The 13,412-nt window shown below is 52.0% G+C and carries 14 protein-coding genes; 4 read left to right on the forward strand and 10 right to left on the reverse strand.

Features of this window, described 5'->3' with window-relative positions; translation table 11 throughout:
* The first annotated feature begins 184 nt into the window (after window positions 1-184).
* The 3 genes from mdoG to ACLJQD_RS09685 all read left to right on the forward strand — a co-directional run bounded on the left by mdoG (window position 185) and on the right by ACLJQD_RS09685 (window position 4,557).
* On the forward strand, window positions 185-1,720 hold the full coding sequence (gene mdoG, locus ACLJQD_RS09675; protein ID WP_023242780.1) for a glucans biosynthesis protein MdoG: 1,536 nt from the start codon (window positions 185-187) through the stop codon (window positions 1,718-1,720).
* A complete protein-coding gene (gene mdoH / locus ACLJQD_RS09680) occupies window positions 1,713-4,256 on the forward strand; it encodes a glucans biosynthesis glucosyltransferase MdoH (protein ID WP_001044607.1) in 2,544 nt (847 codons plus the stop codon). The genes mdoG and mdoH overlap by 8 nt, the downstream gene beginning before the upstream one ends.
* Window positions 4,257-4,329: 73 nt before the next feature.
* Entirely contained in the window at window positions 4,330-4,557 is a 228-nt protein-coding gene (locus tag ACLJQD_RS09685; protein ID WP_001217832.1) for a YceK/YidQ family lipoprotein, read from the forward strand.
* On the opposite strand, the gene ACLJQD_RS09690 is transcribed toward ACLJQD_RS09685, so the two are convergent.
* The 3 genes from ACLJQD_RS09690 to ACLJQD_RS09700 form a co-directional block, all read right to left on the reverse strand.
* Complete coding sequence (locus ACLJQD_RS09690; RefSeq protein WP_000180050.1) at window positions 4,558-4,932, reverse strand: MysB family protein; 375 nt, start codon at window positions 4,930-4,932, stop codon at window positions 4,558-4,560.
* An 81-nt stretch (window positions 4,933-5,013) separates the two neighbouring features.
* A complete protein-coding gene (mdtG, locus tag ACLJQD_RS09695; RefSeq protein WP_017440956.1) occupies window positions 5,014-6,228 on the reverse strand; it encodes a multidrug efflux MFS transporter MdtG in 1,215 nt (404 codons plus the stop codon).
* Window positions 6,229-6,382: 154 nt separating this feature from the next.
* Window positions 6,383-7,303: a Kdo(2)-lipid IV(A) acyltransferase gene (locus ACLJQD_RS09700; RefSeq protein WP_017440957.1), complete on the reverse strand. Its 921-nt coding sequence runs from the start codon at window positions 7,301-7,303 to the stop codon at window positions 6,383-6,385.
* A gap of 219 nt (window positions 7,304-7,522) precedes the next feature.
* Between ACLJQD_RS09700 and ACLJQD_RS09705 the strand changes: the two genes are divergently transcribed.
* Window positions 7,523-8,575, forward strand: a complete 1,053-nt coding sequence (locus ACLJQD_RS09705; protein WP_017440958.1) for a rhodanese-related sulfurtransferase — start codon at window positions 7,523-7,525, stop codon at window positions 8,573-8,575.
* Between the two features lie 51 nt (window positions 8,576-8,626).
* Here the strand turns inward: ACLJQD_RS09705 and ACLJQD_RS09710 are convergent, their stop codons facing one another.
* From ACLJQD_RS09710 to pyrC, 7 genes are all read right to left on the reverse strand, one after another.
* Window positions 8,627-9,202: a YceI family protein gene (locus ACLJQD_RS09710; protein ID WP_000739886.1), complete on the reverse strand. Its 576-nt coding sequence runs from the start codon at window positions 9,200-9,202 to the stop codon at window positions 8,627-8,629.
* Window positions 9,199-9,771 (reverse strand): cytochrome b, encoded by a 573-nt coding sequence (locus ACLJQD_RS09715; RefSeq protein ID WP_017440959.1) that lies wholly within the window; start codon window positions 9,769-9,771, stop codon window positions 9,199-9,201. Before ACLJQD_RS09715 ends, ACLJQD_RS09710 begins: the two co-directional genes overlap by 4 nt.
* A gap of 262 nt (window positions 9,772-10,033) precedes the next feature.
* Complete coding sequence (locus ACLJQD_RS09720; RefSeq protein WP_001253282.1) at window positions 10,034-10,147, reverse strand: YceO family protein; 114 nt, start codon at window positions 10,145-10,147, stop codon at window positions 10,034-10,036.
* 40 nt (window positions 10,148-10,187) lie between these two features.
* Complete coding sequence (solA, locus tag ACLJQD_RS09725) at window positions 10,188-11,306, reverse strand: N-methyl-L-tryptophan oxidase (RefSeq protein WP_017440960.1); 1,119 nt, start codon at window positions 11,304-11,306, stop codon at window positions 10,188-10,190.
* Window positions 11,307-11,418: 112 nt separating this feature from the next.
* Window positions 11,419-11,673 (reverse strand): biofilm formation regulator BssS, encoded by a 255-nt coding sequence (gene bssS / locus ACLJQD_RS09730; RefSeq protein WP_000414441.1) that lies wholly within the window; start codon window positions 11,671-11,673, stop codon window positions 11,419-11,421.
* Between the two features lie 289 nt (window positions 11,674-11,962).
* Window positions 11,963-12,208, reverse strand: coding sequence for a DNA damage-inducible protein I (gene dinI / locus ACLJQD_RS09735; protein WP_001217763.1), 246 nt, complete (start codon window positions 12,206-12,208; stop codon window positions 11,963-11,965).
* A 73-nt stretch (window positions 12,209-12,281) separates the two neighbouring features.
* A complete protein-coding gene (gene pyrC, locus ACLJQD_RS09740) occupies window positions 12,282-13,328 on the reverse strand; it encodes a dihydroorotase (protein WP_017440961.1) in 1,047 nt (348 codons plus the stop codon).
* Window positions 13,329-13,412 lie beyond the last annotated feature (84 nt).

Raw genomic sequence — 13,412 nt, forward strand, 5'->3', positions numbered from 1 at the left:
ACCTGTCTCCAGGATAAGCACGCAAAGTGAAAACAGGCGCGGGAGGTGCTTAATCCATGAGCCAGCGCGCTGAACAAAGCCTGGATTCAGTTGTCGTAATGCCTGATTATCCATTAAAATGGATCGGATCGATATAAGCACACAAAGGGGGAAGTGCTTACTTATTATGAAACATAAACGACAAATGATGAAAATGCGTTGGTTGGGCGCAGCTATTATGTTAACGCTTTACGCATCATCGAGCTGGGCGTTCAGTATTGATGACGTGGCAAAACAAGCTCAATCTTTAGCCGGGAAAGGCTATGAGGCGCCTAAAAGCAACTTGCCCTCCGTTTTCCGCGACATGAAATATGCGGATTATCAGCAGATCCAGTTTAACAGCGATAAAGCCTACTGGAACAACTTAAAGACCCCTTTTAAGCTCGAATTTTACCATCAGGGGATGTACTTCGATACGCCGGTCAAGATTAACGAAGTGACGGCGACGACGGTCAAAAGAATCAAATACAGCCCGGATTACTTCAATTTTGGCAATGTTCAGCACGATAAAGACACGGTAAAAGATTTAGGCTTCGCCGGGTTCAAAGTCCTGTACCCCATTAACAGTAAAGATAAGAACGACGAAATCGTCAGTATGCTTGGCGCCAGCTATTTCCGCGTTATCGGCGCAGGCCAGGTATATGGTTTATCTGCGCGCGGCCTGGCGATTGATACCGCCTTACCATCTGGTGAAGAGTTTCCCCGCTTTCGCGAGTTCTGGATTGAGCGTCCAAAACCCACCGATAAGCGTTTGACCGTCTATGCATTACTCGATTCTCCGCGCGCGACCGGCGCTTACCGTTTTGTGATCATTCCTGGCCGCGATACCGTGGTGGACGTGCAGTCAAAAGTCTATCTGCGCGATAAAGTGGGCAAGCTGGGCGTTGCGCCATTAACCAGTATGTTCCTGTTTGGGCCAAACCAGCCGTCGCCGACGACCAACTATCGTCCGGAACTGCATGACTCGAACGGCTTATCCATTCATGCGGGTAATGGCGAGTGGATTTGGCGTCCGCTGAACAATCCAAAACACCTCGCTGTGAGCAGCTATGCAATGGAAAACCCTCAGGGATTCGGCCTGTTACAGCGTGGCCGCGAGTTCTCGCGCTTTGAAGATTTAGACGATCGCTACGACCTGCGTCCAAGCGCCTGGATTACCCCGAAAGGCGACTGGGGCAAAGGTAAGGTTGAACTGGTTGAAATTCCGACCAATGATGAAACCAACGATAACATCGTCGCTTACTGGACTCCGGATCAACTGCCGGAACCGGGTAAAGAGATGAACTTCAAGTACACTCTGACCTTCAGCCGCGATGAAGATAAACTTCATGCGCCGGATAATGCCTGGGTGCTGCAAACACGCCGCTCAACGGGCGACGTTAAACAGTCGAATCTGATTCGCCAGCCCGACGGCACTATTGCCTTTGTGGTGGATTTCGTTGGCGCCGACATGAAAAAACTGCCGCCGGAAACGCCTGTCGCTGCGCAAACCAGCATTGGCGATAACGGTGAAATCGTTGACAGTAATGTACGCTATAACCCAGTCACTAAAGGCTGGCGTTTAATGCTGCGCGTGAAAGTCAAAGACGCGAAGAAAACCACGGAAATGCGTGCCGCATTGGTGAATGCCGATCAGACGCTAAGTGAAACCTGGAGCTACCAGTTACCTGCCAATGAATAAAACAACTGAGTATATTGACGCACTGCTGCTTTCTGAACGTGAGAAAGCGGCATTGCCGAAAACTGACATCCGCGCCGTGCATCAGGCGCTGGATGCCGAGCATCGGACTTACTCGCGAGAAGACGATTCACCGCAGGGTTCCGTAAAAGCCCGCCTTGAACACGCCTGGCCGGATTCATTGGCGAAGGGGCAGTTAATTAAAGATGATGAAGGGCGCGATCAGTTGCAGGCTATGCCAAAAGCGACGCGCTCTTCGATGTTTCCCGATCCCTGGCGAACCAACCCGGTTGGCCGTTTCTGGGATCGTCTGCGTGGGCGGGATGTGACGCCGCGCTATGTTTCTCGTCTGACAAAAGAAGAGCAGGCGAGCGAGCAAAAATGGCGTACCGTCGGCACTATACGCCGCTATATTTTGTTAATTTTGACTCTGGCGCAAACCGTCGTCGCGACCTGGTATATGAAGACCATTCTGCCTTATCAGGGATGGGCGCTCATCAATCCTATGGATATGGTGGGGCAGGATATTTGGGTCTCCTTTATGCAGCTCCTGCCCTACATGCTGCAAACCGGTATCCTGATTCTGTTTGCCGTGCTGTTCTGCTGGGTGTCAGCCGGATTCTGGACGGCGCTGATGGGCTTCCTGCAACTGCTTATCGGGCGCGATAAGTACAGCATCTCCGCGTCTACGGTTGGCGATGAGCCCCTCAATCCGGAACACCGGACGGCGCTGATCATGCCTATCTGTAATGAAGACGTTAGCCGCGTTTTCGCCGGTCTGCGCGCGACCTGGGAGTCCGTTAAAGCCACAGGCAACGCCGCGCATTTCGACGTCTATATCCTTAGCGACAGTTATAACCCGGATATCTGCGTGGCGGAGCAAAAGGCGTGGATGGAGCTTATCGCGGAAGTGCAGGGCGAAGGCCAAATTTTTTACCGTCGCCGCCGCCGCCGTATGAAACGCAAAAGCGGCAATATTGACGATTTTTGCCGCCGCTGGGGCAATCAGTACAGCTATATGGTGGTGCTGGACGCGGACTCAGTGATGAGCGGCGAGTGTCTGAGCGGGCTGGTGCGCCTGATGGAAGCGAATCCAAACGCCGGGATTATCCAGTCTTCGCCGAAAGCGTCGGGGATGGATACTCTGTATGCCCGCTGCCAACAGTTCGCGACCCGTGTTTATGGGCCGCTGTTTACCGCCGGGCTGCACTTCTGGCAGTTGGGGGAGTCGCACTACTGGGGGCACAATGCCATTATCCGCGTGAAGCCGTTTATCGAGCACTGCGCTCTGGCGCCGCTGCCGGGAGAAGGTTCGTTCGCCGGATCGATTCTTTCCCACGACTTTGTGGAGGCGGCGCTAATGCGTCGGGCAGGGTGGGGCGTCTGGATTGCCTACGATCTCCCCGGCTCCTATGAAGAGCTGCCGCCAAACCTGCTGGATGAGCTTAAACGCGACCGCCGCTGGTGTCACGGCAACCTGATGAACTTTCGTCTGTTCCTGGTGAAAGGAATGCACCCGGTGCATCGCGCCGTGTTCCTGACCGGGGTAATGTCATATCTGTCCGCGCCGTTATGGTTCATGTTCCTCGCGCTTTCTACCGCGCTGCAGGTCGTTCATGCGTTAACGGAGCCGCAATATTTCCTTCAGCCGCGCCAGCTTTTTCCGGTCTGGCCGCAGTGGCGTCCGGAACTGGCAATCGCGCTGTTTGCATCAACGATGGTGCTGCTGTTCCTGCCGAAGCTGCTCAGTATTATGCTGATCTGGTGTAAAGGCACCAAAGAGTATGGCGGTTTCTGGCGCGTTACGCTGTCGCTGTTGCTGGAAGTGCTGTTCTCCGTGTTGCTGGCGCCGGTGCGTATGCTGTTTCATACCGTGTTTGTGGTCAGCGCGTTCCTCGGCTGGGAAGTGGTCTGGAACTCACCGCAACGCGACGATGATTCTACGCCGTGGGGAGAAGCCTTTATGCGTCACGGTTCTCAACTGCTGCTGGGGCTGGTCTGGGCGGTGGGTATGGCGTGGCTGGATTTACGCTTTCTGTTCTGGCTGGCGCCGATTGTCTTTTCGCTGATTCTGTCGCCATTTGTTTCGGTGATCTCCAGTCGTTCAACGGTAGGATTACGCACCAAACGCTGGAAGCTGTTCCTGATCCCGGAAGAGTATTCGCCGCCTCAGGTGTTGGTCGATACCGATAAATATCTGGAGATGAATCGCCGCCGTATTCTGGACGATGGCTTTATGCATGCGGTATTTAACCCGTCGCTTAATGCGCTGGCGACCGCGATGGCCACCGCGCGTCACCGCGCCAGTAAGGTGCTGGAAATAGCCCGCGATCGTCATGTGGAGCAGGCGCTAAACGAAACGCCGGAGAAACTGAACCGCGATCGGCGTCTGGTTTTGCTCAGCGATCCGGTGACGATGGCGCGTTTACACTATCGGGTCTGGAATGCGCCAGAGAGATACTCTTCCTGGGTAAACCATTATCAGTCTCTCGTCCTGAATCCGCAGGCGTTGCAGGGACGAGCATCGTCAGCGGGATAAGGTCTTCAGGTCTGGAGTGAGGTGAAAAATACCGGCGTGATGCCGGTATTTTTATAGTGAAGTGAGGTATCAGGTGCGTATATTCGCGGTGAGCATAATGGTGATTACCCTGAGCGGCTGCGGTAGTATTATCAGCAGAACGATCCCAGGACAAGGACACGGCAACCAGTATTACCCTGGCGTGCAGTGGGATATGCGTGATTCCGCATGGCGCTATATCACTATCCTCGATCTGCCATTCTCACTGATCTTCGATACACTGCTACTGCCGCTCGATATTCACCACGGGCCTTATGAGTAATTAACGCTCATCCCATTCGTCTGCCGCAGTACGGCCTTCCTCGGTATCAAGCGGGGGTTCAAGCTGGAATTCCCCTTCATCCCATTCATGCAAAGTATTCTCTTCCTGCCATTCCTGGCGGATCTCTATCTCATCATAATCGCCGTCAAACACGCTCTGCGCGGCTTCACCACTCAGCATCGGCAGACATTCGCCATCTTCACCTTCATCGGCGAAAAATTCGACCTGCCACATGATGTCCCCATCCTGCAGTACATATTTCTGAACGTTGAACTGCTGCACATTCGCTTCATCTTGTTCGAGGCCTGGATGGTCAGCCAGAAATTCTTCCCGGGCTGCATCGATAGCTTCTTCCAGCGTGGCATACATGGTCATCAGTGTCTCCCTTTGATTTGACGAGGTATTTAGGGAAAGAATAGCTGATTCTGTGATATTGCAAGTATGAAAGCGCAAAAATCATTCTATTGCCAGTCTGCGCCGTCGTAAGCTGTTCCATGAATAAATAGCATTGAACAACACCACGCCTGCCGTGACGCAGAATACGGCGCGGAAGCCATAGCTCGCGGAAATTGCGGCGCCCATGAGAGGGCCGGTGACGTTGCCGATATCGCGGAAAGATTGGTTGTAACTGAATATGCGCCCGGCTATCTGGTTGGTAGAGTTGTAAACCAGCAGAGTTTGAACGGCTGGCAGCAGCGCGCCATCCGCCGCGCCAAGCAGAAACCGCAATAGCGCGAGTTGCCACGGCGTTTGCACAAAAGACATTGGAATCAGCAGCAGTACGGAAATAATCAGCGCGACGATAAGGATCTTTTCCGGGCCAATTCTGTCGCCGAGCTTGCCGAGCCGGGGGGCGCTAAGTAATGCCGCCACGCCGGGAACGGACGCTATCATCCCGCTAATGAACGCAATATTACTGACATTTCCCGCGAGTTCGCGCACATAGAGCGTCAGGATGGGCGCAATAGACCCCGTCGCCACCTGAATAATCAGCGTGGTGACAAACAGGCTTAACACCAGGCGGGGATTTTTTAACGAGGCGACCACTTCCCGAACGTGAAGCATCTCTTTTTTGCTCACCGGCAGGAAATTCTCGCGAATAAAAAAGAAGGTGAGCAGAAAACAGATAAACAAAACGCTGGCGGTAATAAAAAAGACCGGGCGAAGGCCGTAATGGTCGGCGAGCAGACCACCCGCAAGTGGGCCAAGCAGAGCGCCGCTGACGCCGCCAGTAGAGAGCGTCCCTAGCGCCCAGCCGCTTTTGTGGCGCGGCACCTGAGTGGCGATGAGCGCATTGGCGTTGGGAATAAATCCGCCCAACAGGCCTAATAACGCGCGGAGGATCATAAATTGCCAGATATTTTGCGCCATGCCCATTAACAGCATCACAATGGCCATGCCGAGAGCGGAACGCAACAGCATGATCTTACGCCCTTTACGATCCGCCAGACCGCCCCAAAAAGGGGAAGCGATAGCTGAAAAGAGGAACGTAATACTAAAGACCAGCCCGGACCACATGTTGAGCGCGCTATGGCCTGTTACGCCGAGTTGCTCAACGTAGAGAGGGAGAAAAGGCATGACCAGGCTGAATGCCGCGCCGGTTAAAAAACAGCCCAGCCAGGTAACGGTTAGATTGCGTTTCCAGTTTATGGGGACATCAGAGGGTGACATAGCGTTCCACAGTATGATGCGCGGTTTGCGCTATCATCAATTTAATTATGAGCGTACTAATTATAATTATGCGCCGACCTTACCAGCCTCGCAATGTGGGGAGCTTTTAAAGCTAAAAGAGGGGAAAAATTGCAGCCTGACGGCTGCAATCCTGTCAATAGCGCGACGGTACGCCTTCAGGGCGAGTTTTAAAGCGGCGATGCAACCACATATACTGCTCTGGCGCCATCATAATGCACTGCTCGACAATCTTATTCATCCACGCGGCAGTCGCTTCTGCGCTCTCCAGCGGAGGCGAATATTCCGCAGGAAGAATGATCAGTTCGTAGCCTTTTCCATCGGGTTTACGGCGAGGCACGAAGGGGATAATACAGGCTTTAGACATGCGCGCCAGCATCCAGGTACCGGAGGTCGTGGCGGCCTGGTCGACGGCAAATAATGGTACAAAAACGCTGGCGCGCGGGCCATAATCGTGATCCGGCGCATACCAGATCAATTCGCCGCTTTTCAATGCCTTAATCATGCCTTTCAGATCTTTGCGATCCAACATCGATTTATTGGAGCGTAAGCGTCCCCAGGTCTGTAACCAGTCGAGCAACGGATTATCATTCGGGCGATAAACTCCGATACCCGGGTTATGCATACCAAACATGCGGGCGCCAAACTCAAGGGTAAGAAAATGTATTCCTACCAGAATGAACCCCAGCCCCTGCGCCTTAACTTCACGGATATGCTCCAGACCGCTCGCTTCCATCCAGCGGTTCACTCGCCGATCGGGCCAGAACCAGGCCATGCCGGTTTCCATCACGCCCATACCGACGGATTCAAAGTTTTTGACCACCATGGTGTGGCGTTCCTGCGCGCTCATTTCCGGAAAGCATAATTCAAGGTTGCGATAGGCGATTTTCGCGCGGCGTTTCATTACGCGTCGCGCCAGGTGGCCCAATGCGCAACCCAATTTATAGATGACCGGGTAGGGGAGTTGCACGACCAACCAAAGCGCGCCTATACCCAACCAGGTTAACCAATAGCGCGGGTGCAGTAAGGCCACGGAGAACTTAGGCAACTTCGTCATTTCTATCCTGTCTTTCAACGAACAATTCCCCGTATTCTCGCATCTTTTTGCGTTGAGCAAAAATATGTAGCAGGAGAGTGGCGATTAAATCGACAATTGTTGTTAATTATTTAGTGTAAAGCAGGAAATGTAGCGCAAAATGTGTGGATGTAAATTGGCGAGACTTGCCTTATCATGCCTGCCCACTTTATTTTTTGCTGATTGCAGGATACGTACACCATGCCAGTGTTACACAACCGCATCTCTAATGACGAGCTGAAAGCCAAAATGCTGGCGGAAAGTGAGCCGCGTACGACAATTTCTTTTTATAAATATTTCACTATCGCCTCGCCGCAACAGACGCGGGACGCGTTGTATCAGGTGTTTACGGCGTTGGACGTTTTTGGTCGCGTTTACCTGGCGCATGAAGGCATCAATGCGCAAATCAGCGTGCCGCAAAGCAAGCTCGAGACGTTTCGTCAACAGCTTTATACGTTCGATCCCGCGCTGGACGGGCTGCGTTTAAATATCGCGCTGGAGGATGACGGAAAGTCATTTTGGGTGCTGCGTATGAAAGTTCGCGACCGTATCGTCGCTGACGGAATTGGCGATCCGAGTTTTGACGCCAGTAATGTCGGCGATTATCTGAAGGCGGCAGATGTGAATGTGATGCTGGACGATCCTGACGCGGTCTTTATTGATATGCGCAACCACTATGAGTATGAAGTTGGCCATTTCGAAAATGCTCTGGAAATCCCGGCGGATACGTTTCGTGAACAGTTGCCAAAAGCGGTTGAAATGCTGTGGGAACATGCAGATAAAAAGATAGTGATGTACTGTACCGGCGGTATTCGTTGTGAGAAAGCCAGCGCCTGGATGAAACACAACGGTTTCAATAAAGTCTGGCATATTGAGGGTGGCATCATTGAGTACGCCCGTCGCGCGCGCGAGCAGGGGCTTCCCGTTCGCTTTATCGGCAAAAACTTTGTATTTGATGAGCGAATGGGTGAACGAATCTCGGATGAGGTTATCGCGCATTGCCATCAGTGCGGCGCGCCCTGCGATAGCCATACCAACTGCAAAAATGACGGTTGCCATCTGCTGTTTATCCAGTGTCCGCAGTGCGCCAGTAAATTTAACGGCTGCTGTAGTGAACAATGCTGTGAAGAGTTGGCCTTGCCGGAGGAAGAACAGCGCCGACGTCGTGCGGGTCGCGAGAACGGCAACAAAATTTTTAATAAATCGCGTGGTCGGCTTAATAGCAAACTGAGCATTCCCGATCCGGCTGAGTAATATTTTGCCGGATAGCGGCGTAAAGGCCGCTATCCGGCATTTCGCCAGGCGTTACTTCTGCTGAACGCCTTCTACTGAGATGATAAGCTCAACCTCTTGTGAGGCCGGGCCGAGATCGGTAGTTATATTGAAATCCTTCAGCTTAATTTTTCCTTCGGCCTCAAAGCCCGCGCGCTTACCGCCCCACGGATCGTCGCCCTGGCCCATCAGCTTCGCTTCCAGCGTCACCGGTTTAGTCACGCCATTGAGCGTCAGATTGCCGGTAATATCCAGTTCATCGCCCTCTTTTTTCACGCTGGTAGAGGTGAAGGTTGCCTGCGGGAATTTCGCAACATTAAGAAATTCCGCGCTACGCAGGTGTTTGTCACGTTCGGCATGGTTAGTGTCGACGCTATTGGTGTTAATGGTCACGTTCACTTTGTCTGCCGACGGATTTTTTTCGTCAAAAGTAAACGTGCCGTCGAAATCTTTAAAGGTGCCGTATAGCCAGCTGTAGCCCAGATGCTGGATACGGAAATTGACGAACGCATGTTGGCCTTCTTTATCAATTTTATACTCCGCCGCCACGGCGGAACCGGTCGTGAATAACAAAGATGCGAGGGTGAATCCCAGCAGGTTTTTTTTCATTTTTGAGCTCCATAGTCAGATGACGACATTCCTGTCATACGTTTCAGTGTGTCGTCTTTATCGATGAAATGGTGTTTTAGCGCCATAACCCCATGCGAGAGCGAGATAATGACCAGCGACCAGGCAAACCACAGATGCAGCGTTCCGGCGATGTCAGCCTGCGCGCCCGCGTCCGTAAGCGTGGCCGGAATCTCAAACCAGCCAAAGACGCTAATCGGTTTACCATCGGCGGTGGAAATCAGGTAGCCGCTAATGATTATCGCAAAGAGCAGGAGATACAGGAGGAGATGACCCGCGGCGGCGCCAGCGCGCGTTAAACGGGAATAGCTGGTCAACGCAACGGGCGGCGGAGAATAAAGCCGCCAGATAATACGCACGATCAGCGCCATCATCAGTAATATGCCAATACTTTTATGTATTTCCGGTGCCTGGTGATACCAGCCGTCGTAATAACTGAGCGTGACCATCCATAAGCCCAACGCAAACATGCCATAGACCACCAGGGCGGTCAGCCAGTGGAGCGAGGCGGAAACCACGCCATAAAGTTGTGGAGTATTTTTAAATTGCATAAACACACCAACGAATATTTCACGAGAGAATGAAAATGGCGTGGAAAAGCGCCGAATGCAACTTATAAATAAGAATTTGAATGATATTTATTTTTATTTCAATAATTTTGATGTTGTTTGCGGTTCAGCTTCAGAAGTTTCGAGATATTTCCCCCTGATAACCGCGCAACGGCAGGAACTGGCATTATTGCCGTGCTTCAACGTTATGAAATAAAAAGTGAGGAACTTTCAGGAAGTGTCAGTTAACGTCAATGAAAAGCAATCAGAAGAAAAGGAGATAAACAATATCCATCACCGCCAGCAGCGACCAAAGAATAACGTAAAGCATGAAATGTTCGCGAATATTATTCATCAGAAAATGAAAGAGACGACGCATAGCTTACCTTAATAAACAGCCCCTTTACGGGGCCGACAAATTATTGGCTAAAACGGGAAAGCCGGAACGGCGTCAGATCAAAGGAGGGCGTTTTTCCTAACGTAAAATCCGTAGCGATTTCTCCTAACACCGGGGCGAATTTAAAACCATGTCCGCTGAGTCCAGTGATGACAAGCGTGTTCTCATGGCCAGGCAGCGTATCGATAATAAAATCCTCGTCCGGCGAATTATCATAGGTACATGCCGCCCCATGTAAACAACCGCCGATACCCGGCAGTACGTTACGCAGGAAAGGAAATGCTTCCGCGCCATCGCTGGCAACGGCGGCAAAGGGCTTGCGCTCTTCCTGAGCCTGTATTCGCTGTCCGCCATTGTGTTTGCCGATTTTTAACTCGTCGTTCTCCGCCGGGAAGCCGTAATATTGATCGCCATTGGGCATTTCGCCGGTAAAGGCCGGAAAGCGGTTTTTAGTGCTGTAACGTCCATCCGCCTTAAACCAGGCAAAAACTTTACGTACGGGCTGAACGGGCAGCTCCGGTACCAGCGTTTTGACCCAGGTGCCCGCGCTAATCAGCGCCTTGCTGGCGTGGTAGCAGCCTTCACTCGTCTCTATCGTCACACCGTTATCATCATGGTGAATATGGCTTACCGGGCTGTTAAATAGCTGTGCGCAGCCTGCTTCTCGGGCCAGACGAAGCCATGTGGTAATGGCTAATTCGCTGCGCAGGAAACCGGAGTCAGCTTCAAACAGCCCGATATAATTTTCGGGCACGCGAATTTCCGGCCAGCGCGTCATGAGGGCCGTCGCGTCCAGGCGCTCGACGTTCAATTGCCACTGTTGCGCGCTTCGTGCGACGTTGGCTAAGAAAGCGGAATCGGCCGGGCCGAGGTTAACGACGCCGGAGCGGACAAAAATAGGCTCTTCATTGTGTGTGGAGAGTTCATCCCAAAGCGTCTGGGCGCGAAGCACCAGCGGGACATATTTTTCGCCTTCACCATAAGCGTGGCGGATAAGTCGGGTATCGCCGTGGTGGCTGCCCTGTTGATGAGGCGGCATATGCGCATCGGTCATCAGGACCTTTAGCCCGGCGCGGGTGGCGTAATAACCAGCGGCGGCGCCAACCGAACCGCTGCCGATAATAATAAGGTCGTATTTCATCAGCTTCTCTCTGCTATCGCGATGATTTCAGGGTAAATAACTGCGCTGAGATATACAAGCCAGAAATAAGTGAGGCACCTTACGGTGCCTGAGAGAGGGGGAGCGCGTCACGCTAATGGCGACGATACTCGTTTTCCTGGTAATCACCTGATTCTATTTTGGCGATGCCGGCTTCTAATATTGAAATAAATTGCCTGGCTACATCTGTCGTTAACCAGAGCGTTTGACCAACTTCAGTCCCTTCCGGTTCCGGACGATTTGGGGTCTGGTAGTGTAAACGCAGCATCAGCGCATCATAGCTATCGACGGTGCTGATGTCCCATCCTACAAGCGGATGGGTCTGAATGACTTCATTATTCTTTTCCATCATGCCCCCCTGGTACGTGTTATAAGACAACGGTTCTCGAGGTTCAATGCGTGTTTTTCTTCTGAAGCAACTTCAGTATACCAATTAATAAGGCTATTCACTGCGTTTTTAAAGAGACCGGAGGATAAATTTCTCTTTTTAAGAATTATATGAACAATAAAGCGGCAGTTTATTCATATTTTTTTAGGATGTTGTGCAATTATTTTGACGGTCAGGCGAAATATTCATCAGTTGCGCAAATAAAAAAGCCGGGGCGACCCGGCAAACATACATCACTGCATATCATTTTTTATTCATTGATGAACCAGTCATCAGCGCTCTCCCAGGTCTCCTGGAGAATCTCGCTAATGCGTTCTTTGTCCTCTTTTGATGCGCCAATGACGGACAAGTTGTTGGCGGTAGCGTAACGCACGGTGACGTTACCCAAATTCTCAGGAAAATGATGGCTAATACGGCGGGAGAGTTCGCCCGCCAGCGCATCAATCGCACCGGCAGGCAGAGGTGACGTTTTGGCTATAGTGACTTCAATACGCATAATGGCCCCCTGTTTAATATACTGGATATATATACAGTTAAATCCAATATATAGCAACAGGTAAGCGCATTTTTTATTTTTTTACTGACCAGCGTACTGTTTCACCCGCTAAAAAAGGCACCAGCGAATCATCAGCCAGCGCGATATTTTCCGGTACCTGTTGTTCATCGCGAACCAGTTCCACCCACCCCGTATTCACCGGCAGGCCATAGAATTGCGGGCCATTCAGTGAACAGAACGCTTCAAAGTGCGCCAGCGCGTTCATTTCCTCAAACACGGCGGCATAACTGCCAAGGGCGGAGGGGGCGTTGAAACAACCGGCGCAGCCGCAACAGGTCTCTTTACGATGACGTGAATGCGGCGCTGAATCCGTCCCCAGGAAGGCGCGCGTAAAACCACTGGCAACCAGTTCGCGTAACGCCTGTTGGTGAATATTGCGTTTCAGAATCGGCAGACAGTACAGGTGAGGACGAATGCCGCCGACCAGCATATCATTACGGTTAAACATTAAATGTTGAGGCGTAATGGTAGCCGCCAGGTAGTCGTTGCCATCACGTACATACTGCGCGGCATCTTTGGTCGTGATGTGCTCAAAGACCACTTTAAGCGCGGTCAGACGCTGGCGTAGCGGTTCCATTACGGTGTCGATAAAACGCGCTTCGCGATCGAAGATATCAACCTCCGCATGGGTCACCTCACCGTGGACCAGCAATGGCATTCCGAGTTTTTCCATCCGCTCCAGTACCGGCATGATAGCGTCGACTGACGTTACGCCATGACTGGAGTTAGTGGTGGCATTGGCCGGGTAAAGCTTAGCCGCAGTAAACACGCCTTCATGGAAACCACGCTCCAGTTCATCGGCATCGAGCGAATCCGTTAAATAGCAGGTCATTAACGGCGTGAAATCATGCCCGGCGGGCACCGCATCGAGAATACGCTGGCGGTAGGCGATCGCTGCATCAACGGTCGTGATGGGGGACGCCAGGTTCGGCATCACGATAGCGCGACCATAAATTTCGCTGGTATAGGGTACGACCGTTTTTAACATGTCGCCATCGCGAAGGTGAACGTGCCAGTCGTCCGGGCGGCGGATCTTTAAAACCTGGGATGGTGCAGTCATTAATAAGCTCCGGCTGAGGAATAGTCTTTTTGCCGGAAACAAAGGATAAGCGGAAACGTTTTCGTTTGCACGTAAAAAAAGGGC

Source organism: Salmonella sp. SAL04214 (assembly GCF_046550615.1).
GTDB lineage: Bacteria > Pseudomonadota > Gammaproteobacteria > Enterobacterales > Enterobacteriaceae > Salmonella > Salmonella enterica.

Coding starts and splice junctions, on each gene's coding strand:
- mdoG (WP_023242780.1), top strand. CDS start 185: ATGATGAAAATGCGTTGGTTGGGCGCAGCTATTATGTTAACGCTTTAC.
- mdoH (WP_001044607.1), top strand. CDS start 1,713: ATGAATAAAACAACTGAGTATATTGACGCACTGCTGCTTTCTGAACGT.
- ACLJQD_RS09690 (WP_000180050.1), bottom strand. CDS start 4,932: ATGACCATGTATGCCACGCTGGAAGAAGCTATCGATGCAGCCCGGGAA.
- mdtG (WP_017440956.1), bottom strand. CDS start 6,228: ATGTCACCCTCTGATGTCCCCATAAACTGGAAACGCAATCTAACCGTT.
- ACLJQD_RS09700 (WP_017440957.1), bottom strand. CDS start 7,303: ATGACGAAGTTGCCTAAGTTCTCCGTGGCCTTACTGCACCCGCGCTAT.
- ACLJQD_RS09705 (WP_017440958.1), top strand. CDS start 7,523: ATGCCAGTGTTACACAACCGCATCTCTAATGACGAGCTGAAAGCCAAA.
- ACLJQD_RS09710 (WP_000739886.1), bottom strand. CDS start 9,202: ATGAAAAAAAACCTGCTGGGATTCACCCTCGCATCTTTGTTATTCACG.
- ACLJQD_RS09715 (WP_017440959.1), bottom strand. CDS start 9,771: ATGCAATTTAAAAATACTCCACAACTTTATGGCGTGGTTTCCGCCTCG.
- ACLJQD_RS09720 (WP_001253282.1), bottom strand. CDS start 10,147: ATGCGTCGTCTCTTTCATTTTCTGATGAATAATATTCGCGAACATTTC.
- solA (WP_017440960.1), bottom strand. CDS start 11,306: ATGAAATACGACCTTATTATTATCGGCAGCGGTTCGGTTGGCGCCGCC.
- bssS (WP_000414441.1), bottom strand. CDS start 11,673: ATGGAAAAGAATAATGAAGTCATTCAGACCCATCCGCTTGTAGGATGG.
- dinI (WP_001217763.1), bottom strand. CDS start 12,208: ATGCGTATTGAAGTCACTATAGCCAAAACGTCACCTCTGCCTGCCGGT.
- pyrC (WP_017440961.1), bottom strand. CDS start 13,328: ATGACTGCACCATCCCAGGTTTTAAAGATCCGCCGCCCGGACGACTGG.